Source organism: Marinoscillum pacificum (assembly GCF_024714495.1).
GTDB lineage: Bacteria > Bacteroidota > Bacteroidia > Cytophagales > Cyclobacteriaceae > Marinoscillum > Marinoscillum pacificum.
Window position 1 is genome coordinate 94,181 of the sequence record NZ_JAMZMJ010000014.1, and the last position, 24,988, is coordinate 119,168.

A 24,988-nucleotide genomic window follows, 5' to 3' on the forward strand; every position below is an offset into this window, starting at 1 on the left:
AAACGGCAATTATGCAACCCTATTTTTTTCCATATATAGGGTATTTCCAATTAATAAAATCTTCAGATGTATTCGTCTTCTACGACGATGTTCAATATATTAAAGGTGGATGGGTAAATAGAAACCGCATACAGCAAAATGGTAAGGTGAGTTATATAAATGCTTATTGTAAGCAACTCTCTGTCAACAAACGAATAAATGAAGTAGAATTAATAGACGATTTGGCCTGGAAGAGCAAGCTTTTACAGAAGATACATCATTTTTATAATAAAGCACCTCAATATGGTTCTGTTTACCCACTCATCGAGAGTATAATAGAGGATCATAGCTTGAAGACTCTGTCTTCGTTAAACATCCATGGGATTCAGAGGATTTGTGGCTACTTGAATATTGATGCTCAGTTTCACTTAGCATCCACATTTAATAACAGTAATTTGAAAGGAACAGACCGAGTTTTATCTCTTTGTAAATCTATGAATACATCAGTGTACGTAAATGCTATTAATGGACGTTCTTTATATCATGCAAGTCGATTTGAGGCTAATAAAATGGAATTGAGGTTTGTTCATAGCTATCAAGTTCCGTATAATCAAAACGCACGGGAGTTTTTGAGTAGTTTGTCAATAATAGACGTGCTCATGTGGAATGATAAAAGAGTCATTATCGATATGTTGTGTAAGTTTGATTTGATAAAATGAAAGAGAAAGTTATCATATTTGGATCTACTGGAACGCTTGGTACCTATTTGATTGATGAATTGGTCGCTCGAAACAAATACGAAATAGTTGCCTGTGGTAATAGAAATTTGAACGCAGACTTTTATGCAAAGCGGGGAATAAAGTGTTATTCTATTGATTTATCTGAGATGAACTCTTTTCAGCAACTGCCTATGGAAAACGTGAAGGCCGTGGTGCAGCTGGCAGGTGTAATGCCTTCACGAATGGTAGGATATAAGCCAGAGCTTTATTTAAAAGTGAATACCATAGGTTCTTTCAATGTACTGGAGTATTGTCGAAAAATAGGCTGTAAAAAGTACATTTTTACACAGTCCCACTCTGATGTGGCTGGACTTTGGAATACGGGTAAATTGATCCGTCATGATGCCAGTAGGATGCTGAACTATACTGGAGATCATGCAGTTTATATAATTAGTAAGAATGCCGCTGTAGATTTATCCGAGCATTATTTTTATGATCATGGTATAAGTAATGTGATCTTAAGACTCCCAACTATTTACAGCTATCGTCCTATATCGGAAATGTACGTTAATGGCGAGAAATCAGTATTGGCCTACAGATACCTAATAGAGAAAGCCGTAAAAGGTGAGTCTTTAGAGATATGGGGTGACCCCCATGTTAAGAAGGATATAGTTTATGTAAAGGATTTCTGTCAGATGGTGGATAAGGCGATAGGTTCAAATAAAGCCCGAGGTTTTTACAATGTTGCTACAGGAATCGGGACCAGTTTAGAGGATCAGATTATGGGTATTTCAAAGGTATTTTCGAAAGAAGGCAACCCAAGTGAAGTAGTTTATAGAAGGGACAAGCCAAGTCAAATTTCTTATTTGTATGATATCTCAAATGCTGAAAACGATATGGGGTATGCACCGGAGTACTCATATATAGAAATGCTCGAGGATATGAAACATGAAATGAATGGTGATAGATTTATTCATGTAGATAACCAAAAGGTGTTGTATTGATTTCAATGTAGCCATGCAAATTGAAATTTCAGTTTCCATTATTACCTACAATCACGAAGAATTCATCGCTAAGGCATTGGATAGTGTCCTCGCACAAAACCTTGATATTCCATTTGAAATAGTAGTTGGGGATGATGGATCAAGCGATTCTACTGTTGATATCGTAAAATCATATCAAAAGAAGTACACTGATATAATTAAACTATGTGAAAGAAATCGTAATGATTTTAGAGGTTATATTCATTCAGGGAGAAAGAATTTCCTCGAAAATATTCTAAGCTGCAATGGAAAATACATTGCTTTACTTGATGGTGATGATTTTTGGGATGACCCTGAGAAGCTTACAACTCAATATGAGTTACTTGAAAAAAATGAGCGGTTTTCCGGAGTTATGCATGGAACAGTGGTCTTACGAACTGAGGATAACAAGAAACTGCCGTGGAGAGACAAGTATGAAAGTCTTTACTTAACTAAAGATTTGATCCGGTTGTCGACACCTTTTCACACGTCTTCATTTTTTTTTAGAAAGAAGTTTTTGGTGATACCAGAATGGTTAAAGACAGTGTCAAGTGGAGACATTCCTCTATTTTTCTTGATTTCCTTGAATGGACCTATTGTAAATGCTTATAAACTTAATCCTAGTGTTTATAGAAAACATTTAGGAGGTATTACACAAACCTCACTACATTTAAAAAATGTTTTTCACCTTACGAGAATAGCTCTTTGGCAACAACTTAATGAACATTCAGGTTATAAATTTGATAAATTTGTTGGGAATGTAATTATTAGGCATCTTTTGGGGTTAGAAGTTAAGAGGTTGAAAGAGAGATGGTTGTTGGTTTCTATGGCTTTTAGAAATATGAGATATTTGTCAGTAATGGTTGTCCTCAAATTACTAAAACGAGCGATTCTGTAATTCCAGTAAAATTCAAACAGGTCTTTAATATAAGTTACCTTGAAAACAATGTGGAAGTTTTTTGCATTTGTATTCATTTTAGTTGCGAGTCTTCCAGGATCTGGTCAATGTCTTGATAGTGATTTTGGATTAGACGAAAGCGTGTGTTTAAATGAGAATATTCTCCTTGAAAATGCTACCACAGGTGCAACATCATATAATTGGGATTTTTGTTCTGGGAACCTTTGGCAACTCCCAGATTCTGAAAGTTTGGGTGTGTTGAGTGGGAGCTCATTATTTGATTTAGCAACTCATCACAAAGGAGTTCATTATGGATTCTATACAGACCGAACGGGTAATAGATTATATCGAATTGAATTGGCTAGTGATCTTTCGGAGGTCTCACAAACGACGAATTTTGGCAATATAGGGGGATATTTATCTAGTCCGGACAAGGTATTGTTATATGAAGAGTCTGGTCAGTGGTATGGTTTGGTTACTAATGATCAGAGTAGTGATAATTTGGTTCGGCTGAGTTTTGGGAGCAGTTTGGGTAACGATCCTACAGCGGAGAGTTTGGGAGATTTTGGAGGCAAACTGAACCGCCCACGAGGGATACGTCTGGAGCAGGATGGAGACAGTTTGGTTTTATTGGTATTAAACCGTGGAGACAATACACTTTCGGTGGTCAATTTTGGGAGTAGCATTACAACTATTCCGAGTGATGAGTCGGTATTGAAGAGTGGAGCGATTACGGATGCGAGTGTTACATTAGACCTGAGTTTAGGCAAGGACTGTGATCAGTGGTACGGGTTTAGTGTTTCAGCCGGTAATGGTAATATTCACCGATTTTCATTTGGAGACAGTTTGTACCAGCTACCAGTGATTGAAACCTTTTCTGTTGGATTAACAAGTCTTAGTCAGATAGAGTTGGGACACGATGGAGTGATTTGGCACGGGTTCATTTCGGGCAATTCAGGTTTTTATCGTTTGGATTTTTCTGACGGATTATCGTCATCACCGGATCTGATTGACTTGGCATCTACAGGTTTATCCAACCTTGTAGGTATAGATTTGGTTAATGACACCTTGGGTTTTGCTATTGATAATAGCAGTAAGGCGTTGTACCGGCTAGATTTTGGCAGTGGCTGTAGCGTGAGTGATCGTTATAGTAGCGCGTATGAGCCAACAGGGGTTAGTTACTCAGAGTCAGGGACCTATTATGTGAGTTTAGCTGCTATAGATTCTGAAGGCAATCGGGCCTATCATCTGGATACTGTAACCGTTACAGCGTCTTTAGCTCCCGACATAGACTTTAGTATAGATGCCAATCGATGCATATCCAATAGTAACAGCTTTACATCGATCAATACGAGTAATGATATCGACACCTACAGCTGGGACTTTGATGATGACGGGATAGAAGATAGCGATGTACAGAACCCTACCTATCAGTTTGCCTCATCAGGTACTTACACAGTAAGATTAGAAGTAGTCAGCAGTGGTGGGTGTACGAATTTTGTGGAAAAAGAGCTGACTATTTACGAGGAGCCGCCGGATTCTTCCTTTGACTACACAGTCACATCTGAGTGTACGAATGCTGAGTTTTCGTTTCATAACAATACCATCGAGACAGGATATGACGATGTATTGTACTATCAATGGGTAATAGCAGGCGATACGGTTGATCAGCAGGATACGACCTATACCTTTACAACACCTGGAGAGAAGATAGTGAGTTTACAAAGTTTTTTACCTGGATGTGCATCAGCAATATTCCGAGATACGCTTACAGTTGTAGATGGGCCATCAGTAGGTTTTACTTATACGAATAACTGTTTTGGAGAAGCGATTCAGTTTACAGACACGACAATTGGTAGCGGGATTACGAGTTATTCCTGGGATTTTGGGGATGGTACAGGTTTGGTTACAGAACAGAATCCAATGCATACCTATTCTTTGACAGGGAGCTATACGGTAAGTCTTACTGTTTCCAATGGCGATGGTTGTTCGAATGCATCAAGTCAATCGGTTGTAGTCTCAGACGCATCAAAAGTAAGTTTCACCACACCTGCAACCCTGGAGCAGAATGTTGCATCAGTTTTCACGGGAACAGATCTTACCAATAGCTATGATTCTATAGAGAGCTGGCGATGGTCAGTAGATGGTCAGGAAGAGTCAATTGAGCAAAGTCCAGCATTGGTATTTACATCCACAGGCAGCTACACTGTAGAGTTGACGGCAGTTAGTTATCAGGGATGTGAAGAGACTGTATCAGCGGTAGTATCAGTAGAAGAGCCAAGTTGTCCCACATCAATATTTTCAGTAATAGACCAGGTGTGTACAGGGGAGTCGTTGACTGTAAGTAATTCCAGTGTTAACTCAGCATCATATAATTGGGATTTTTGTTCTGGGTCAATGTTTGGTTCTCCAGGAGCTACCTCAGTGTCAACCATTGGGTTATCATTTCCTGCAGACCTTACACAAGTCTATGAAGGGGACACTTTTTATGGATTTGTTTCAGGTAGGGATAACAACTCACTGCTCAGGCTGACATATAGGGATGGATTAGATGCAAGTCCACAAACGACGAATTTTGGCAATATAGGGGGATATTTATCTAGTCCGGACAAGGTATTGTTATATGAAGAGTCTGGTCAGTGGTATGGTTTGGTTACTAATGATCAGAGTAGTGATAATTTGGTTCGGCTGAGTTTTGGGAGCAGTTTGGGTAACGATCCTACAGCGGAGAGTTTGGGAGATTTTGGAGGCAAACTGAACCGCCCACGAGGGATACGTCTGGAGCAGGATGGAGACAGTTTGGTTTTATTGGTATTAAACCGTGGAGACAATACACTTTCGGTGGTCAATTTTGGGAGTAGCATTACAACTATTCCGAGTGATGAGTCGGTATTGAAGAGTGGAGCGATTACGGATGCGAGTGTTACATTAGACCTGAGTTTAGGCAAGGACTGTGATCAGTGGTACGGGTTTAGTGTTTCAGCCGGTAATGGTAATATTCACCGATTTTCATTTGGAGACAGTTTGTACCAGCTACCAGTGATTGAAACCTTTTCTGTTGGATTAACAAGTCTTAGTCAGATAGAGTTGGGACACGATGGAGTGATTTGGCACGGGTTCATTTCGGGCAATTCAGGTTTTTATCGTTTGGATTTTTCTGACGGATTATCGTCATCACCGGATCTGATTGACTTGGCATCTACAGGTTTATCCAACCTTGTAGGTATAGATTTGGTTAATGACACCTTGGGTTTTGCTATTGATAATAGCAGTAAGGCGTTGTACCGGCTAGATTTTGGCAGTGGCTGTAGTGTGAGTGATCGTTATAGCAGCGCGTATGAGCCAACAGGGGTTAGTTACTCAGAATCAGGGACCTATTATGTGAGTTTAGCTGCTATAGATTCTGAAGGCAATGTCTCTTATCACCTGGATACTGTAACGGTATCAGATAATATTGCTCCAGACATAGACTTCACGGGAGATGCCTCTCGTTGCGTAACCAATGCAAACACCTTCACATCCATCAACACTTCAGGAGATATAACCAGCTATGCGTGGGATTTCAATGATGACGGCATAATCGACTCCACAGATCCAAACCCACAAGTACTATTTGATACAATAGCAGGAACGGGTACTTACAAAGTGAGGTTGGAAGTAGAGAGCAGTGGAGGCTGTGGCAATTTTGTGGAGCAGGAGATTACGATCTATCCTGAGCCTCCAGTTCCGAGTTTTGAGTTTACAGCAGAAACGTTCTGCGCTGGAAGTGAAGTGACTCTTTCAATTACAAATGATGTCTCAGCTTTTGATGGAAATTTGAGTTACTATTGGTCAATTACCAACCTAGAGGATACAATCACCAGTGATGATTTGACCGTTTCTTTTGATTCGGGAGGTGATAAGGTGATCTCTGTGTATTCTTTCATTCCAGGGTGTGAGTCTTCTATATTCCGAGATACCATCTATATCAACGAGTCTCCTGTAGTTGACTTTCAGGAATCACCGACCTGTGATGGAGATATCATGACTTTTACCAGCCTTTCTGAAGGTTCTTCATTCCATTGGGATTTTGGGGATGGATACATCAGCACGGAACAATCACCCAATCATTTGTATTCGGCAACAGGAGCATATGAAGTCCAATTGAGTGTTGAAAATGACTTAGGTTGTACAAGTGTCCTCACCAAAGAAGTGGTTGTGTCAGCTATTCCAGAACCAGAGTTTGAATATGATATTGTTTGCCAGGGATCAGAAACGATTTTAAGGGATGTCTCAGTAGTTAATGGAGCAGATATTGCTCAGTGGGAGTGGTATGTTGAAGGAAGACAAGTTTCTACACAACAGTCTCCGGAACTTGTTTTTGAATCTGTCGAAGATCAGGTGATTACTTTGACGGTCTATTCGTCATCTGGTTGTTCTGCAACCTATACTGAATCTTTATCTGTTTTGGCTGAGCCCGATGTTCAGATTTTGGCAGATGTCTCCTGTTATGGTGAGAGTTCTATTCTGACCGACATGTCTGCCAATCAAGAGGAAATCATTACTCGAATGTGGAGAGTAAATGGTAATTTACTAGATACCAATGAACCTCAACTAGATTATTTGTTCGACCAACCGGGGACATATGAGGTTAGCCTGACTATTGATAATGAAAACCTTTGCTCGGCTACAAAGACACAAACAATCAACGTTCTTACTCCTCCTTCGTTAGGGTTCTCTTCTACCAATTCCTGTGAAAATGAGAATATCATTATTACGGACACGTCATCCGTTTTTGATGATGCTATTGTTTCGAGAAAGTGGTTTGTAAATGGTGAACAATTTGGTTCGGGAACACAATCCGTAGTGCCAGTAGAAAGTGATGGCGAAATTGAAGTTACTCTCAGAACAACGACAAATAGTGGCTGTGAAATAACTCAATCTAAATTAGTTTCTGTTGACCCTAAACCTGAAGTAGCATTTAGTCTTAGTAATGACTATGGAGTTCCTCCATTCAGCTTGGCGACATCCAACCTGACAGAGAACGGAACTGAATATTTTTGGTATATCAATGATGAACTTGTCTCTAGTGCAGCGGAACCAAGTTTATCATTTACTGAAACTGGAAGGAATGAAGTAAAATTGGTGACCGTTAATGAGTTTGGATGTGTAGATAGTACATCACAGATCATACGATCGATACAGCCTATTGTTGATTTGAGTATCAGAGATTTGCAATTGGTTGGTTCCAATAAAGTTGGGTTCACCTTAGCGAATAACAGTAATATCCCTGTAGACTCCATCGAGTTCCAGATTATTTTGGAGGATTTGTTTGATCAGCCGGAGGTTGTTGTTCAGCGCATCAATGATGGTGAGGAAAAACAAATTATTCTTTCGACCAGCCTGCCATTGAAATTGGATTACTTCTGTATTCGAATGACCACTCCATATAATGTGGAAGATCAAAATACGCTTGATAATGAAGTCTGTATGAACATCAATGAAGATGTGATATTTGAACCGCCATACCCAAACCCAACAAACTCCACATCAATAATACGAGCTGTTTTGCCAAGATCTGGAGATGTAAGTATTACGATTCTGGACCTTTCAGGGCAAATTCAGCAGAATCTTCTGTTGGAAAATCAACCTGCTGGATTGACTTCTGTTATAGTGGATATGACTATAATGGACGCTGGAGCCTATTTTATAGTAATTGATTATGAAGGAGCTAGTTACAAATCAAGAGTCATAAAGCAATAATTCCGGCTCATTCATAGAATGCTGTATAAATTGAATTAGAATTAATGGAAAGAATCCAAATATTTCCAATTATTATTAACTTTGCAGCAAATAAAATTTGGAATGAAGGTAAATTCACTACACTTGAAATTAGACGAGATAGATAGGAAGATTTTAGAAATTCTTCAATCAAATGCTAAAATCACAAATGCCCAATTATCAAAAGACATTGGACTATCTCCGGCCCCAACCCTTGAGCGTGTGAAGAAACTTGAGAACTCTGGAATTATCAAGAGTTATCATGCGAAGTTGGATACGGAGAAGATTGGATTAGGTGTACACACATTCGTTCAAGTGACTTTAAAAGGACACAACAAAAAGAACATAGATCTATTCCTTGCAGAAATTAACCAGGTGCCAGAAGTAATTGAGTGTCACCATATTACTGGTTCTGGAGACTTTATTTTGAAAGTGATCTCTAAAGACATCACTTCTTATCAGAGATTGATGTTGGAGAAGGTAAGTGAAATTGAAGTAGTAGATAGTCTTCAATCTATGGTAATCCTTTCTACCTTTAAGGATAGCAAAGTGATGCCAGTACCAAACTCATGATCAAAGAACAAAATTTGATTTTAACAGGACATCAAGTCCAGCAAATAATTCGGCGGATAGCCTTTGAAATCTATGAAGACAACTTTGAGGAGAAGCATCTCATCATTGTCGGCGTTCATGACAAAGGCTATCAAATTGCTGATATGTTGGTATCTCAACTGTCTGATATTGCTCCGGAGATTACAACCAAGCTTGTAAAACTTCACATCAATAAGGAAAATCCTGTGGCTTCAGAAGTAACATTGGATGTTCCATCTAAGGAGCTGAAGGGAAAATCAATCGTTCTGGTTGATGATGTCCTTAATTCAGGAAAAACAATGGCTTATGGGTTCAAGGCTATCCTTGACGTTGAGGTGAAAAAACTTCAAATGGCTGTTTTGGTGAATAGAAGTCACAAACGTTTTCCTGTATTGGCGAACTACATGGGATACGAGCTTTCTACAACTATCGATGAGCATGTAGAAGTTGTACTGGAAGAAGGAAAGGGAGTATTTCTTTATTAACTAGGATTACCAGTTAGGTGATCTTTGTATAGATCTGGTTTCCTGATCAGCATCTCAAGACTTAGAGAGACTATTTCCCCCATCGAGTCACAAGCTAGAAACTCACGCTCTTCGTAAAAATCAGCTAACTCTTCACCAAGGCGTTTTACGTTCTCATGAGAAGAAACTTTGTCCAAACTCATGGTGTGTAACAGGTCATCTACACGTACACGATCCATCTTTATTCTGTTGGCCATAAGCGAGCGTTCTTCTCTTTGGTATTGTCTTACCGACTCAGGCGTCATGTTTTTGAGTCCTATCTGGATGATCGGATTGTTTTGCTTGAAGTATTGCGGTAGATAAATCGCTCTTCGACCTTCATAAGACTGTTGGTCAAAGTCAATGGCTCTTATACGGTAGTCTACTTCTTCAAAATCAGGTGTAATATCAATCACAAAGTTACTAGAGTGCATATCGCCCAGAAGTCTTACGAAACAACGTTCGTTGAATTTCACAAACTCCTTAGCTAAACGAATTTCGTTGAGATTGGGATCATCTAGATGATTTTTGATAAACTGATCTCCGGGGATTCCTACGATGTGCTCTTCAATAAGTGTGTCTTTGAAAACCAGGTATTGAAGCTTATTTGGCGACAATAAATGTTCTAACTCTAGACCATAAATTCTCGAAGCATCCGCATTTTTGATGTAGAAATAGTCAAAGTTGTCATTGATTCGATTCACTACGCGAACTCTGAATGGTTGAGTGTTTCCATAAACACATAAATCAACTCGATCAATGAACAGGTGATCCATGACAGACATGTCACCATCAGCCTTCATCAAGGCATAGATTTTTTTCAGCGAACCATAGATGTTTTGCATTTCATCCTGAGCAAAAAAGACCGTTTCCCATAGGGTGTCTTTTCCATTACGATCGTAAAGTGGAATCGAATTATCATATCGAAGCAGACTGGTATAGTCTATTGGTAAATCCGTCTCACGATCGTATTTCTGTAAATAGTTTCTGAGGGGTTCACAGATTTTTACAGGAATCTTTTTTTTGCTGATAATAGCCATCTCAGGTCAATTCTTTTAGGAAAATGTCCCCTGATTGATCAGCCCAGTTTTGAAATTTAGATTGAATATTCTCATGTCTTGGAATGTACTCTTTCAACAATCCAATATCAAAGCGGTCACTAAATATGCCTGCTCCTGCTTTTTTTGCATCTACAGCATTGCAAGCTTGTTCATAATGACCCGCTACAGGCACCATCAATACAGGTTTACCAAGATACATAGCTTCACACACAGATTCAAAACCAGCTGTAGTTACATAGCCCTGACAATTGGCCATTTTATCGATGAATTTCTCGTCATTTAGCTGATGATAGGTCAGCGAATCATCTACCTGATAGGTTTCTGGTTTGTCACTTTTGTCCCAAAAACAATGCAATGATTGTTCAGGATTGTTTTGATGAAATTGATCTACTTCTGTAGCGTAACCAGGATTGACCATGTATACCAGGTAATGATCACCAGAAGTGGGAGTCTTCGATTTTACTTCTTCACGCAATAGAGGTGGGACCACTACGAGTTTTTTGCGATGGTCATAATCGAAATGCTGAAAGGAAAGAGCAAGAATTTTATCAGCGCCCAGACTAGCTATGCGATTACCCATTTGGAGTGAAATCTTATCCAATTGCCGTTTTGGAGGAAACTCAAATTCAGGATGTGCAATCAAAAACTGATGTGCAATACAAACGAATTTGGCTTTTGGTCGTCTCGAAAAATTGTATAGCCCACCAAGAAAATCATAAAAATTGATGATCACATCAGGTTGATCTTCTTTCACAATTTCGTCTATTCGATTGATGGATTTGATGTATTTCTGGCTTTTCAGCAATGAATAGACGATCGTACGAAAAGGCTTGACAGATTTTTGATTCTTATCCGTGACAAAGTTTGGACTATCAAGGTGTTCTAATTCACATCCAATTTTGTCAATGAAAAACTGAGGGATATTTCTGCGTTTACTTTTACCCACAATGACGCGGGTGATCTCATGATTTTGAGAGCGTAGTATTTTGGCAAGAGCCAACGCTTGTGTCATGTGCCCACGACCTTCACCCTGAATAAGAAATAGATATTTCAAGACTTTTCGTTTGAGAGGAAAGTTAGTTGATTGTATTTATTTCTTAAATAAGCGAGATACACTTTCCCTGTAAGCATAACCTACCGGTAACATCTGATCATTCACCTTAAGGCGGTTCCCTTCTAAATATTCAATATGGTCTAGGCAAACAATGTACGATTTGTGGATTCTTAGAAAGTTGGAGGGAAGACTGCTTGCCAGTGACTTCAAGGTGTCTGTTGCCAAATATGGTTTTTCGTGAGTGTGATATTTTACATAATCACCAAGAGATTCGATAAACAGAATGGACGACAGCTTTACTCGGTAAGACTTTTTGTCTTCTTTGATAATAATGATGTCATCAATATCCGATTCGAGTTGTGTTTTTAGTTTGTTCACAGCAGCAAGAAAACGCTCATAACCAAAGGGTTTTAGTAGATAATCTACAGCTTCCAATTCAAACCCCTCTACCGCAAATTCAGAATAAGCAGTGGTGAAAATGACTTTGGGTTTGTGAATTAAGGATTTGTAAAAGTTGATTCCAGAAATGTCAGGCAGCTTGATGTCTAAAAAGATCAAGTCTGGTTTATTAGAGTTGATTTGTTGCCGAGCTTCTTCAGCATCCTCGGCAGACCCAAGTAACTGTAATCCATCAGTCGATTGGATATACCTGGTTAGTAAATCTCTTGCCAAAGGCTCATCCTCTATTATGATGCATTTAATCATGTCAAGTCGATTTTAACTGTTGCAATAAATTCTCCTTCCATGCTAGAAGTGGTTAGGTTTCCCTTCTCCTCATAATAGAGCTCCAGTAATTTTTGGATACTCTGAAGTCCAATACCAGATCTTGGATCTGTATTTTTTACAATAAATGAGTTCTTACATTCAAATACTATGGTGTCGGAAGAGTAACTACATGATATTTCTATGAAGGAATCTTCTTTGGTCAGATTTCCATGTTTGAATGCGTTTTCTACAATTGGGAGTAGCATCATCGGAACAATTTTGGGAGATCCTTCACTTGAAAAGTTCACAAGAATATTTCTGTCAGGTTTGAATCGGATCAACTGAATATCAATGTATTTTTTGATTATCTCCAATTCCTGTTGGAGGTCAACTAACTCTGTAGATACTTCATATAAACTGTATCTCAACAAATCGGATAATTTCAGTATAGCTTCTGGCGCTCTGGGATCATTCTGAATAGACAGAGAATAGATTCCGTTTAAGCCGTTGAAAAGGAAGTGTGGGTTGAGTTGATTCTTCAATAAGTTGAGTTCCAAATTGATTTTGTCCTTTTCTAGCAAATTCACTTTGAACCACGATTTAGAGAAATGTAATAGGATTGCTAAAATATTGTAGACACTGAAAATGACAATTAGAATCGAGTTTTCGGTAAATGATACGATGTAATAGGAGGTAAGTAATGCAGGGACTAAATAGTTAAATACAAGAAAGTGAAGCAACCATCCAACTCCTACATTCAGAGATACTGCAATTGTGAAAAGTAGATATTTTTCTTTCTCAAAAAGTGATGGAATGATTATTCGCAGGAGCAAATAGATCATTGGAAAGATGCATAGATGAAAGCACAGAGAGTAGATGACATCTGTAAATGAGAGCTCTCCGGAAATGGCAAAATAAAAGGTGATAAATGCGATGGACAGCATCCAGAAGGCCAGATGCTGTAACCATGTCAGGGATACTATTTTGATCAACTTTGATTTCATGACCCTACTCGCACGTAGTAATCTGGCTTTTCAAAAACTGTCTCATCTTTAGAATAGGAGATCAGGAATTTCTGAATTTCTTCAGGTTGAGCAGTGATCATAATGGCTCCATTCACTTTTTCATGTCTTAGGCGAATTCTATTGCTATCAAAAAGATCTTTCAGTTTATCCAAATCAAATTGAGTGAGTGATAGGTTATTGTTATCCAATTGTAGTTTTAGAAAAGTGTGAACGGGAAATAGGTTATGACTCATGTATTCATCATCATATTCCTCGGCAGGATACATATCTATAAAATGTTCTGACCCGATCTTAGCAATTTTGGATTTGAAACTAAGTGTGTCATTGTTTTCTATAATTTGAAACAAGTGACCTTTTTCGGTAAATGCAGCCAATTCAGGTTCTACTTCCTTTTGAAGTTCTTTTTGCCAATATGCTGCCACTTTTTCCGTGTCTCGGATGGTGTCTCCCTCTACTACGATAAACTCATCTTCTCCAGGCTCCACAGTTATTGTAAGGTTGGCATCCAAAGGGATTACATTGATTAGATCACCCTCTTTATTCTTCCATTGACCTTCTAAGCCTTTCAGGTAAACCAAAGAATCTTTAGTATAAATAGGGAACAGTGAATACACGCAGGAGCTCATGCAGATTGCTAGCGCCAGCAGAAGTAAGTAATTGGTTTTTTTCATTTCAATTAGTTTTTGATTGTTGATTCAAAACTGTTTGAATTGGTCTAACCAAAATAATTTAATCTTTCATCAAATAAGATTTTCGGATGAACGAATGATTATTGGGGATATCACTTACTGTGTTTCTGCAAAACGAAGTGTGAATTCTGTTCCATCATTGATCACCGATTTCACAGCAATATTCCCTCGGTGATTTCGCATGATTTGCTTAGATAAACTAAGTCCAATACCAGATCCGCTTTTCTTAGTAGTGAAGAATGGAATAAAGATTTTCTTTAATGCTTCTTCATCAATACCGGGTCCATTGTCTCTTACGGAAATATAGGTTCCACCTTCTTTCCTGGTCTCTGCCTTGATCCAAAGTTTCTTGTCGCCTTCTATCTCATCATGCTCTGCAAGCGCCTGAATGGCATTTTTGACAATATTGATTAACACTTGCTCGATTTGGTGTTCATCAATTTCAATGCATAAGTCTTTAGCTATATCACACTCCACTTTGATGTCATGTTCCTGAACATCATTTTTAAGTAATGCCATTACATGTTCGATCAGCTCTTTAATATTGACTCTAGAGAAGTTTGGAAGGGTGATTCGCGTCATGTTACGGAAGTCACTTACGAACCTGATCAAGCTTTCACTTCGCCTGTGGATGGTGTGCAGAGCCATATGAAAGTCTTCGACAGTGTCATTGTCAATCTGATTGATGTTTTGGCCATTGTGCAGCCAGTCTTCCATTTCTGATTCCAGTGTTCTGGCAAGAGATGAGATAGGGGTTACGCTGTTCATGATTTCATGAGTCAGAACTCTAATTAAGTTCTGCCATGCTTCCATTTCTTTCTCTTCCAGTTCGCTCTGGATGTTCTGAATCGAAATCAACTTAAATTCTTTACCTCTTAACGATAATTCAATGGCGTAAACGGCTAATTGAATTTCTCCTTCATCATTGCTTTTACTGATTTTGATGAGATCTCTTCCGCCGGTTCTTAAGTTTTTAAGAGTATCAATGAGTGCTTCACTTACGCTTTTAAGCTGCCTTACATTTTTAATCTGTTTGACACCCAGGAGTGATTTGGCAGCACTATTCATGATCTGAATTTCACCTTCTTTATCAAAAGTGATGATCCCAATCGCTACATGCTGAACGATGGTTTTTAAATATTGATAGTGAGCTTCTTTCTCCGCTCGGATATCTCGGAACTTGCGCATCACTGCGTTAAACTCTACATAGAGATTGTCTAAACTAGAGCCCGATTTTTTCTCAGGATAAGTATGCGAAAAATCATCCCACTGGATACTTTGGAGAAAGCTAATTACTTCACGGTTCGACTTCTCTAAAAAATAGTAGAGGTAGTAACCCTGTATCACCACCAGAGTGAAGATCAGGAGTTTGGTGAACGTATAGCTTTCTGTGTAATAAAGACTTGCCAGAAGGAAAATGGTCAGTCCAAGCAGAATAATCCTACCGGCAAGTTGATATTTAAACTTTTTATAGACCATACTTTTCTAGTCGTCTATACAATGAAGCTCTAGTTAATCCAAGTTCTTTAGCAGCTTGAGAGATGTTCCCATTGTGTTTGTTGATGGCTCTTTGGATGACATTTTTCTCCACATCGTCCAGATTGAATGTGTCAGCCTCTGAAGAAAGATTGTTTTCAGGTTTTTGAGATAGGAAGAAGAAATCATCAGGTTGTAGCGTTGTGGAGTCACTCATAATGATTGCTCGCTCTATGGCATGTTGCAACTCTCTGATGTTTCCTGGCCAACTATATTTCTGTAGCTTCTTGATGGTAGCCGCTGAGATTCCGTCGATGTGCTTACGATACTTCTGGTTATACATTTTCACAAAGTGGTCAGCCAAAAGCGGAATATCATCTAGTCGATCTCTCAATGGAGGAAGATGAAGTTCTACTGTATTGACTCTATACAATAAATCCTGACGGAAAGTATTGTCTCCAACCATCTCATAGATTGGCATATTGGTAGCACAAATCAGACGAATATCTATTGGCATGGACTGATTTGATCCTATTCTTGTTACTTCACGTTTTTGTAAAGCAGTCAGTAATTTGGACTGTAATGGCATGCTGAGGTTTCCAATCTCGTCTAGGAAAAGTGTACCATTATTAGCTATCTCAAATCGGCCAGGACGGTCTTCCTTGGCATCGGTAAAGGATCCTTTTTTGTGTCCAAAAAGCTCTGATTCGAATAACGATTCAGTAATTGCTCCCATGTCCACTCCAATGAACACATTGTCTTTTCTAAGAGATTTTTGATGGATCGCTCGAGCAATTAGCTCTTTGCCAGTTCCATTTTCTCCTAATATCAGAATGTTAGCATCCGTACCGGCTACTTTATCTATGATTTTGAAGACTTCTTTGATTTCATCACTCTCGCCAATGATGTCTTTGAATGCACTGTTGCTGTCTTCTTGTAGTTGCTTAGATGTTTGCTTTAGTTGGGTGACCTCTTTGTAAGACTCCTTCAGTTTAGCAGCACTGTTCAGTGTAGCAATGAGTTTTTCATTCTGCCATGGCTTCAATACGAAATCTGTAGCACCAGCTTTCAATGCTTTTACAGCCATCTCCACATCTCCGAAGGCGGTGATGAGAACTACAACAGCTTGTGGATCTTTATCCAGGATTTGCTCCAGCCAGTAGAAACCCTCTTTACCGGAAGTGATGTCTTTGCTGAAGTTCATATCTAATAATATCAGATCATAAGTATCGTTATTTAGAAGGAACGGAATCTTCTTTGGGTTCTTCTCAATAATTACCTCTTTGGCGTGTTTTTTCAACAGCATTTTCGCTGCCAACAACACATCCTCATCATCATCTATTATTAATATTTTACCTAATTCTTTATCCACGATTTTACTATTTGAGTTGATTTAAGTCCATAATGGTGCCAAATGGAAAAATAGCCCATTATTCAATCAATTCAATGGTTTCGTGAAATTAAGTGTTCAAAAATGTACACCTTTTCGTGGGAAGGTGTACTTATTCGTACATTTCCATATAGGATAAATAAGGAAGTCCAGCTACGTAAGGAAGCTCAGCTTTCAGTTTTTCAAAAGTAGTTTGAACCTTCAAGTATTTGATTTGAGCTTCAATGAACTTGTCTTGCTGGATATTTAATTTGAAGAGATCACTTTCTCCGTTCTCCACATTGAAAATTTCTGCTTCTAATAGTCGTTGATAGTTTCTAGAAAGATCCAGATACTGTGATGTCAATTGCTCACTCGCTATCAATTCCACAAACACAGATCTGATTTCAGCACCCACTTGCTGCTGAGTTTGCATGTAATCAAACTCCAAACTTTCCACATACAACTTCGTTTTCTGAAGTTTACCACGTTCTTTTCTAAGCAATAATGGAAAAGAAAAATCCATTCCAATCTTATAGTTCTCTCCAATATCAATTGGCTCAAATCCAGAGTAACTAATTGGAGCATCGATAAAACTATAGCTTAGGTCAATCTGGGGTTTTAAACTTTCGCGGTTCCATTGTTGCTCTACTTCGTACTGCGCCTTTTTCGCTGTTACCTTGGTGACTTCTGGATGATTGTCAGCCGCCCATGTGACGATTTTGCCCAAAGTACTATCTGCAGGAACAATCCACTGCGAACTTGCCGCACTTGGAGAAGCACCTTCAGGGATTTCCAGAGGAAGTCCTTCATTAGACCACAAATGAATAGATAGCGCAAGCTTGGCACTATTCAGTTGCACTTGTGAGTTGATAAAATCCGCTCTTCGATTCTGGAAAGTAATTTTTGCTTGTACGGTATCCACCACAGCAGCTTCCCCATATTCGTAATCAAGTTTTACGCGCTTGAAAATCTCATCTGCAATGTTCATACTCTGCTGCATCAGCTCATATTGTTTAAAAGCAAAGTACCATTCCCAATAAGCTTTTACAATTGTGAATAGAGCCTTATTAGTTAATTTAATTTTCTCCGCTTCAGCTATATCACTGTAGATATTGGCTTGTTTGATTAAAGCTCTTCGTTCATCTATGAACAAACCCTTACCTATAGGAAGGCTGACACCAGCTGTAAATTGCCAGTAATCATTGGAAGAACTCACATAATTTTCCTCACTTAGGTGTTCTCCAGAATTTCGATATGCTTCAATCTTAGGATCAATAGGAAACCACACAGGTATTTTCAGTGAATTATAAAACTTGCTGTAATACTCCGTTCCTTTATATTCTTTTCTATTGAAAGAAGACTCGAGTTTTGGATCCATGTATCCTTTTGCGGTTCGAATCTCTGCCTCTGCAAACTGGTCCTGAAGACCGGCTTGCTTCACAATAGGGTGGTTTCTTTTGGCCAATTCCAGGACATCATCAAGAGAAAATTGAAGAGAATCCTGAGCTGCCAATGAAATGCCAAACCCAAGTAATACTACGGCTATAAGTATTCTCATTTCTTCTTTTTGTTATCCATCTGAATCTCACCATTCTCATAGATACTAGGAGGGAAGCCATTGAGCTGTCGCCAGAGCTCATACCATATAGGCACATCATTTAGCATCACCCATCCTTTAATACCTGACCCCATTCTTAGTTGATGTGGCCATTCTTCCTGCTCAGGATCTGGAGTTACAAGTATTCTAAAATAACCAGGCTTGCTTTCCACTCGGTCAATTACGTCCACAATCCCTCCAAAGGTACCAACCGAAACATTTGGCCAACCTGAGAATTGAAGTGCGGGCCAACCATCGAATTGCACTCGAACAGGTCGTCCATGGCTAATGAATGGCAAGTCCATTGCTTTTACATACATTTCAGCGGCTTTATCATCAGTTTCAGGCATGATGGTAGCGATAGCTTCACCTTCCTTGATCGTTTCACCAATTCCCGCTTTCATTGCCTTCACCAAATACCCCGTTTGTGGAGCAATTACCTGATAATTGAAATTTCTAATTTCCACGTTGGTGAACTCATTCCGCATTTTACTCAGCGTTGCTTCCGAGTCAAAAATGTCAGCAATAGTTGCAGATAGATCCGACTGTGACTTGCTGATTTTATCCTGATATTCTGCCTCTATTGAAGTTAGGTTGACTCTGGCATTGATCAATTCTGCTTGACTTTGTAGCCATTTGTTCTCGGCAGAAATTACCTTGGCTTTACTAGCCTGGAACTTGGATTCCAATTCCTGGAATTTTGTCAAGGAGATGTTTCCAGCTTCGTAGCGCTTTTTATTTCTCTCAAAAATGTTCTCAGCGTTATCAAAATTGACCTTCTCCGATTCAAAAGCAATGCTGTCACTCTCAAGTTTGAGAATCGTTTGTTTTAGCTTGTTCTGTGCCTGTTTCAGTTTCATTTGACGACCCTGTCGAAGAGCTGCAACCTGGTTTTCAAGTGCTTGACGTTTGGCTCTTTTTGCCTCTAGGCCGGATTCTTTGGCTTCAATCTGTTCTTTCATTCTTGATAAAAGCTGCGGATCAAAGTACTTGTCCTTTACTTCTGCAAGAGACAGGATAGTGTCTCCTTTATGTATGAACTCACCTTCACGCTTTTTCCAATCAATAATTCTTCCGGCTATAGCTGACTCTACAGTTTGTGGTCTATTGCGTGGATGAAAAGCAGTTAATGTACCTGTACCACGAATGTTCTGCTGCCATGGTAGAAACATAACAATGATGGAGATGCCAATAATCACGAGCAATACTTTTGCTAAAAGTCTGCCCATACCTGGAGTCTTCAGGGTTCTTAGTGAATAGAACTCGCCCTCGTCCAGAAAATCAGTGTCTTTGTTGTTAGAAATATTTAGCATCTTAATAGATTTTTTGAACGATCGTGTCGTTTTTAATCACATTTTCAAAAGTGTCATCGGCAATTATTTTGCCTTCATCCATGTAGATTACCCGATCTACTGCAGACATTACCAGCGGATCATTGGATACCACTATGAGTGTCCATTTATTTTCTGGATTTGTTAGCATTTCGATCATTTTCAAACGCTCATATTTCTGGAAGTTTCCAAAGAAATCATTGAGAATCAATAAAGCGGGATCTTTTGCCAAGCATCTTGCTAAGATCATTCGATTGGCAAAAGAGCTACTGAACCCTTTACCACTACTTAATATTTCGGTATTGAAACCATCAGGTAAACCATAGATCTCATCGGTAAGACCGACTTTTTCTACTGCTCTGATAGCATTATCCATGCTAGCAAATGGCTTCCCAACAAGAATATTATCAATGACCGATCCTTCGAAAATATCTTCTTGAGAGACGTTTTTACCAATCTTATCTCTTAGATAGGTCATGTCCAAATCACGAAGGTTGTATCGGTTGTAAGTTAAGATCCCATCGTAATTAGTGTGAATACCAGCAATGGCATTGGTCAGGGTTGTCTTTCCTGAAGCACTACCACCGGCTATACAAATCCTTTCGCCAGCTTGAATGGTTAGATTGATGTGATCAAGTGATGGCTTTTTGTTGCCAGGGTAGGTGTAACTAAGGTTTTTTATTTCGATAGATATTCCATTTTCTTTTATTTGAGATTTTGGAATGTCAATACCGCCGGATTTCTCTAAAGGTAGGTCAGTCACATGCGAGATTTTATCAACAGCCGTAAGCATGTCATAAACAACATCCATGTACATGATAATTTTCTCTACCGAATTCAAAATCAAAATGATAATTACCTCAGATGCGACAAACTGTCCAAGTGTGATTTCTCTTTGCACCACTAGAACGGTACCTATAATCAACAAGCCTCCAGTGACAATTGCTTTGAAAAGAAGAACATAACTGTATTGGCTGATCAATACCTTGAAGTGAGTACTTCTGTTTTTAAGGTAGTTATTAACGTTATAGTCCGTTTTCTTAATAGGTAGAGAAGTGTTTCCTGAAAGTTTGAACGAATAAAGTGTTCTGGCCATTTCTTCCAGCCAGTAAACTACCTTGTATTTATACTTTGATTCGGTGATACTCGATTTCAATCCTTTCGGTCCAGTGATATAGAAAATCATGAAGAGAATTGACAACAAGAAAATCCCAAAGAATACGAAGAACGGGTGATAGAATGATAAAAGTAACAACCCAAAAATGATCTGAATAGCACCCGTAGATAAGTCAATTAAGAGTTTTGGAAGACCTTTTTGCAGAGTAAGTACATCAAAGAAACGGTTCATCAACTCAGGCATGTGCAGGTTGAAAACAGACTCCATTTGGATCCTCGGTACTCTAAATGCAAATTCAAAAGCAGCTTTGGTAAAGACCCTGCGCTGTAAATACTCCACAATGGTTATCTGGAATACCTGAAGAATACCAGTTCCTAAGACAGCAATAATTACAAAGGCGATCAATACATAGACGGAGCTGAATACCACTCCACCACTAATCAGTTCTACCGCTGCTTGAATTCCAAGAGGTAAACTCAGGGACAATAAACCAATCAAAGCCGCATAAACGTAAACGTAGAAAATGTCTCTTTTCTCGGCAGATAGTAATTTGAACAACCTCTTTAGTGGAGTGATGTATGTGGCATTGGTTTTTGTGGAATCTTGATCACTTACCAATGACTCATAATCAAAAACAGATAGAAAAATAACTTCTAACTTATCTGTACATGCCAAATCCAGGTGTTCCAGAGAATCGACTTTTTTATTCTCTACATCATGTTCACGGATGATCTGTATATGATAATTTTTGCCTTTCTTTTGAATGATAACAGGAGCTAATTCGTGATCCTTGGCAAAAACAATGATAGGAGATTCATGAATTTTCATGAACTCAATAAATCTTTTTTCACGGAGGTGTTTCTCCAGTAAAATCATTCCAGAATCACTGCCGGATTCTACCAGGTCTCTGATGAATTCTACCAGTTCCTCATTTTCATACTCCCTATCCAGAGCGTCGGTTCCAGTAAGGGTAGAGCTGTCCGGGTCTAAATGGAGCAGATGAGAGCACTCTTGAATTGTTCTCAGAATTTGATGATTGTTCATGCGTCAATCGTTTTGAAAATCAAGTTTTTTACAAAATGATAATTAGCAGAGTAAGGGTCTTCCAATTTACTTAACTCTGTTAATGATGGTAAATGTTCTGCAAAGAACACCTGTTGGTTGGATGCCTCCAAAGCAGTAGATGCCAGTGCATGAGCAAAAGTGAAGTTAGGGTTGATATTCAAAATCAGCGCGGCTATATGATCACAAAGTGATTTATACCCTTTAAAAAGTCCATTTTGATTGTCCTTATCCACTCTTTTTGTCAGATACGTCTTATCCGATTCTGCGATAACTATTTTGTTGAGTGCTTCTTCATCTATATCAGGAAATGTATCATCAGGTACTTTTTTTTCAGTAATTAAACGGATAATTCTATCCAGTTTTTCCTGAGGATTGCCTAAGTGGTGGGTTTCATATTCAATTTTATATTCCATCCACGCCCAGTACCAGGCAATCAGGTAGACTAGCAGTCGATGCTTATTGTCAAAGTAGCGATAGATGGAGGCTTCAGTAGAATCTATTTGCATGGATAACTTTCTGAAGGTAAAGGCCTCAAATCCTAACTCACTTATAAGCTTAATACTGTGTAGAACAATCTTTTTTCCCAGTTCTGTAGACTGTGGATCCTTGCAGTATAGATTGTTCCCCAGCTGAATGCTAATTACCGACATGATAATATTACTTCTATAAATGATAGTATTACTATCAACGAATTTACAACAAGAATGTTTGATTACTTTTATTTCTCGTAAAAAAGGTTAATTTTGATACCCTATTAGTCCTTTTATTTTGAGTTTTTGATCTTTAGGTTCAATCCGGGAGCGGATTGGACCTTTTTTTATGTCCGCTTGCGAACACAATCTGTATCAAACTGTACAAGTTTTACCTACCTCCAAATTCTCGAAAATTCATAAAACGCTGTAAGTCAATGAAATAACTTTATTGGCATTCAAATTGGCATAGGGTGTTCAGACTTTACAAAAATTATGGACCGAAAGATTCAAAAGAAAAAATGGACGCTTAAGCGTATCGCGACCTGGGGTGGTGCAGGTATATTCGTTTTGTTTGTACTATACAGCTTCATCTTTGCAGAAGGTGGCTCGAGACTCAATGTTGAAAAAGAAAAAGTAAACATTGCTTCTGTTGTAGAAGGTGAGTTTAGAGAGTTCATTCCTGTAGATGGTACCGTACTTCCGATTAAAACAATTAGGCTGGATGCCATTGAAGGTGGTGTAGTAGAAAAGAAATACTACGAAGGTGGTATTTTGGTTGACGAAGGTGATACTATTCTTAAGCTTTCCAATAATGTGCTTTTGCAAAATTTCGTTCGAGAAGAAACGCAGGCTTTTATTCTTGTAAATAGTCTCGAGAACACGAAATTAAGTCTTAGACAAAATCAATTCGAGTTAAGAAGAGCGTTGGTAGAGCTTGATTACCAGATTGACGCAGCGAAAGACGCTTATCAAAGAGGTAAGAAACTTTACGGCGAAGAGAAGATCATTTCTGAGCAGGAATTCTTAAACCTTAAAAGAGAATATGAACGTCTGGTAGACAATAGAAAAATTCAGATCGAATCTGCCAAGTTCGATTCATTAAACGCACGTCTTCAGATTGCTCAAGCAGAAGCTACACTGAAAAGAACCAGAGATAATCTGGAGATGATCAAGAAAAACCTGGATAACCTATACATTCGGGCTCCAATATCGGGTCGTTTAAGTACTGTAAATGCAGAAGTAGGAGAGTCTATTTCTACAGGTCAAAACATTGGTCAGATAGACGATTTGAATGGTTTCAAAGTAAGAGCTTCAATCGACGAACATTACATCGCTAGAATTTATGATGGGTTAACAGGTTCGTTCCCGTTCGCTGGGGATGACTTTGATCTTGAAATCAGAAAAGTATATCCTGAAGTGGCTAATGGCTTGTTCTCCGTGGATATGTCATTTACAGATACTATTCCACAGGGAATCAGAAGAGGACAAACTCTTCAAATTAGACTACAGCTTAGTGAAAACATTACGGCTGTTCAGATTCCGAGAGGAAGCTTCTATCAAACAACTGGCGGTAACTGGATTTTCGTTCTCAACGAAGGTGAAAGTGAAGCGGTAAGAAGAGATATCAGATTAGGCAGACAAAACCCAAGATTCTATGAAGTAATCGAAGGTTTGCAACCAGGAGAAAAAGTAGTAGTCTCTTCGTACGAAGGATATGAGGATAAGGACAAACTAGTTTTTAAATAAAAGACTCAACTCAATATAAAAGGACATATACAACAACTAAACTTTAAACTAATGGAAAACGCAAAAGCTTTAATCAAAACTGTTGGACTTAAGAAGTTTTACTACACAGACGAAATCGAAACTACAGCACTAGCAGGTGTAAACCTGGAAGTAAAAACTGGTGAGTTTGTAGCGATCATGGGACCTTCTGGTTGTGGTAAATCTACATTGCTAAACATCATCGGTTTGCTCGACAACCCATCTGAAGGTGAATTCCACTTCACTGATTTAGAAATCTCTACATACTCTGAGAGAAAAAGAGCAGAACTTAGAAAAGCCAACATTGGATTCGTATTCCAGAGCTTTAACCTTATTGATGAGCTTACTGTGTATGAAAACATCGAATTGCCATTGATCTACTTAAAGTATTCTTCTGCAGAGCGTAAGAAGAGAGTGGAAGAGGTAATGGAGCAAATGAAAATCATGCACAGAAGAAATCACTTCCCTCAGCAGCTATCAGGTGGTCAGCAGCAGCGTGTTGCTATCTCCAGAGCCGTTGTTGCTAAGCCTAAGTTGATCCTTGCCGATGAGCCTACTGGTAACTTGGATTCAGCAAACGGACAAGAAGTGATGAATCTTTTGACAGAATTGAATGAGAACGGAACTACCGTAATCATGGTGACTCACTCACCAATCGATGCAGAGTATGCGCACAGAGTGATTCACTTGTTCGATGGTCAGATTGTTTCTGAAAACATGAATGCCAAAGACAACGCATTAGTTTAATACTGTTGTATGCTATGGGCCGACCCGCTCCCGGGCGGCC

19 protein-coding genes are annotated in these 24,988 nt (G+C 38.8%); 8 read left to right on the forward strand and 11 right to left on the reverse strand.

Features of this window, described 5'->3' with window-relative positions; genetic code table 11:
- Window positions 1-11: 11 nt before the first annotated feature.
- From NXS00_RS22730 to NXS00_RS22755, 6 genes are all read left to right on the forward strand, one after another.
- Complete coding sequence (locus NXS00_RS22730; RefSeq protein ID WP_258101585.1) at window positions 12-698, forward strand: WbqC family protein; 687 nt, start codon at window positions 12-14, stop codon at window positions 696-698.
- Window positions 695-1,702, forward strand: coding sequence for an NAD-dependent epimerase/dehydratase family protein (locus NXS00_RS22735; protein ID WP_258101586.1), 1,008 nt, complete (start codon window positions 695-697; stop codon window positions 1,700-1,702). Before NXS00_RS22730 ends, NXS00_RS22735 begins: the two co-directional genes overlap by 4 nt.
- A 13-nt stretch (window positions 1,703-1,715) precedes the next feature.
- On the forward strand, window positions 1,716-2,618 hold the full coding sequence (locus NXS00_RS22740) for a glycosyltransferase family 2 protein (protein ID WP_258101587.1): 903 nt from the start codon (window positions 1,716-1,718) through the stop codon (window positions 2,616-2,618).
- A 48-nt stretch (window positions 2,619-2,666) separates the two neighbouring features.
- Window positions 2,667-8,360, forward strand: a complete 5,694-nt coding sequence (locus NXS00_RS22745; RefSeq protein ID WP_258101588.1) for a PKD domain-containing protein — start codon at window positions 2,667-2,669, stop codon at window positions 8,358-8,360.
- Window positions 8,361-8,462: 102 nt separating this feature from the next.
- Window positions 8,463-8,951 (forward strand): Lrp/AsnC family transcriptional regulator, encoded by a 489-nt coding sequence (locus tag NXS00_RS22750; RefSeq protein ID WP_258101589.1) that lies wholly within the window; start codon window positions 8,463-8,465, stop codon window positions 8,949-8,951.
- Entirely contained in the window at window positions 8,948-9,454 is a 507-nt protein-coding gene (locus NXS00_RS22755; protein WP_258101590.1) for a phosphoribosyltransferase family protein, read from the forward strand. The genes NXS00_RS22750 and NXS00_RS22755 overlap by 4 nt, the downstream gene beginning before the upstream one ends.
- Here the strand turns inward: NXS00_RS22755 and NXS00_RS22760 are convergent.
- From NXS00_RS22760 to NXS00_RS22810, 11 genes are all read right to left on the reverse strand, one after another.
- Entirely contained in the window at window positions 9,451-10,512 is a 1,062-nt protein-coding gene (locus tag NXS00_RS22760; RefSeq protein WP_258101591.1) for a hypothetical protein, read from the reverse strand. The two genes, NXS00_RS22755 and NXS00_RS22760, sit on opposite strands and share 4 nt — an antisense overlap.
- A gap of 1 nt (window position 10,513) precedes the next feature.
- Window positions 10,514-11,587 carry a glycosyltransferase family protein gene (locus NXS00_RS22765; RefSeq protein WP_258101592.1) on the reverse strand — a complete coding sequence of 358 codons (1,074 nt, stop codon included), beginning with the start codon at window positions 11,585-11,587 and terminating at the stop codon, window positions 10,514-10,516.
- Between the two features lie 36 nt (window positions 11,588-11,623).
- A complete protein-coding gene (locus tag NXS00_RS22770; RefSeq protein WP_258101593.1) occupies window positions 11,624-12,292 on the reverse strand; it encodes a LytR/AlgR family response regulator transcription factor in 669 nt (222 codons plus the stop codon).
- Complete coding sequence (locus NXS00_RS22775) at window positions 12,289-13,296, reverse strand: sensor histidine kinase (RefSeq protein ID WP_258101594.1); 1,008 nt, start codon at window positions 13,294-13,296, stop codon at window positions 12,289-12,291. The genes NXS00_RS22770 and NXS00_RS22775 overlap by 4 nt, the downstream gene beginning before the upstream one ends.
- On the reverse strand, window positions 13,293-13,988 hold the full coding sequence (locus NXS00_RS22780) for a hypothetical protein (protein ID WP_258101595.1): 696 nt from the start codon (window positions 13,986-13,988) through the stop codon (window positions 13,293-13,295). Before NXS00_RS22780 ends, NXS00_RS22775 begins: the two co-directional genes overlap by 4 nt.
- Window positions 13,989-14,102: 114 nt before the next feature.
- Window positions 14,103-15,485 (reverse strand): sensor histidine kinase, encoded by a 1,383-nt coding sequence (locus NXS00_RS22785; RefSeq protein WP_258101596.1) that lies wholly within the window; start codon window positions 15,483-15,485, stop codon window positions 14,103-14,105.
- A complete protein-coding gene (locus NXS00_RS22790; protein ID WP_258101630.1) occupies window positions 15,475-16,857 on the reverse strand; it encodes a sigma-54-dependent transcriptional regulator in 1,383 nt (460 codons plus the stop codon). Before NXS00_RS22790 ends, NXS00_RS22785 begins: the two co-directional genes overlap by 11 nt.
- Window positions 16,858-16,984: 127 nt before the next feature.
- Window positions 16,985-18,412: a TolC family protein gene (locus NXS00_RS22795; RefSeq protein WP_258101597.1), complete on the reverse strand. Its 1,428-nt coding sequence runs from the start codon at window positions 18,410-18,412 to the stop codon at window positions 16,985-16,987.
- Complete coding sequence (locus NXS00_RS22800) at window positions 18,409-19,764, reverse strand: HlyD family secretion protein (RefSeq protein ID WP_258101598.1); 1,356 nt, start codon at window positions 19,762-19,764, stop codon at window positions 18,409-18,411. The genes NXS00_RS22795 and NXS00_RS22800 overlap by 4 nt, the downstream gene beginning before the upstream one ends.
- A gap of 1 nt (window position 19,765) precedes the next feature.
- Window positions 19,766-21,943, reverse strand: coding sequence for a peptidase domain-containing ABC transporter (locus tag NXS00_RS22805; RefSeq protein WP_258101599.1), 2,178 nt, complete (start codon window positions 21,941-21,943; stop codon window positions 19,766-19,768).
- Entirely contained in the window at window positions 21,940-22,614 is a 675-nt protein-coding gene (locus NXS00_RS22810) for a TetR/AcrR family transcriptional regulator (protein ID WP_258101600.1), read from the reverse strand. The genes NXS00_RS22805 and NXS00_RS22810 overlap by 4 nt, the downstream gene beginning before the upstream one ends.
- A 315-nt stretch (window positions 22,615-22,929) precedes the next feature.
- Here NXS00_RS22810 and NXS00_RS22815 point away from each other — a divergent pair, with 315 nt between their 5' ends.
- Together NXS00_RS22815 and NXS00_RS22820 are read left to right on the forward strand one after the other, a co-directional pair.
- Window positions 22,930-24,183, forward strand: a complete 1,254-nt coding sequence (locus NXS00_RS22815; RefSeq protein WP_258101601.1) for an efflux RND transporter periplasmic adaptor subunit — start codon at window positions 22,930-22,932, stop codon at window positions 24,181-24,183.
- Between the two features lie 51 nt (window positions 24,184-24,234).
- Window positions 24,235-24,948 carry an ABC transporter ATP-binding protein gene (locus tag NXS00_RS22820; protein ID WP_258101602.1) on the forward strand — a complete coding sequence of 238 codons (714 nt, stop codon included), beginning with the start codon at window positions 24,235-24,237 and terminating at the stop codon, window positions 24,946-24,948.
- Window positions 24,949-24,988: the final 40 nt, after the last annotated feature.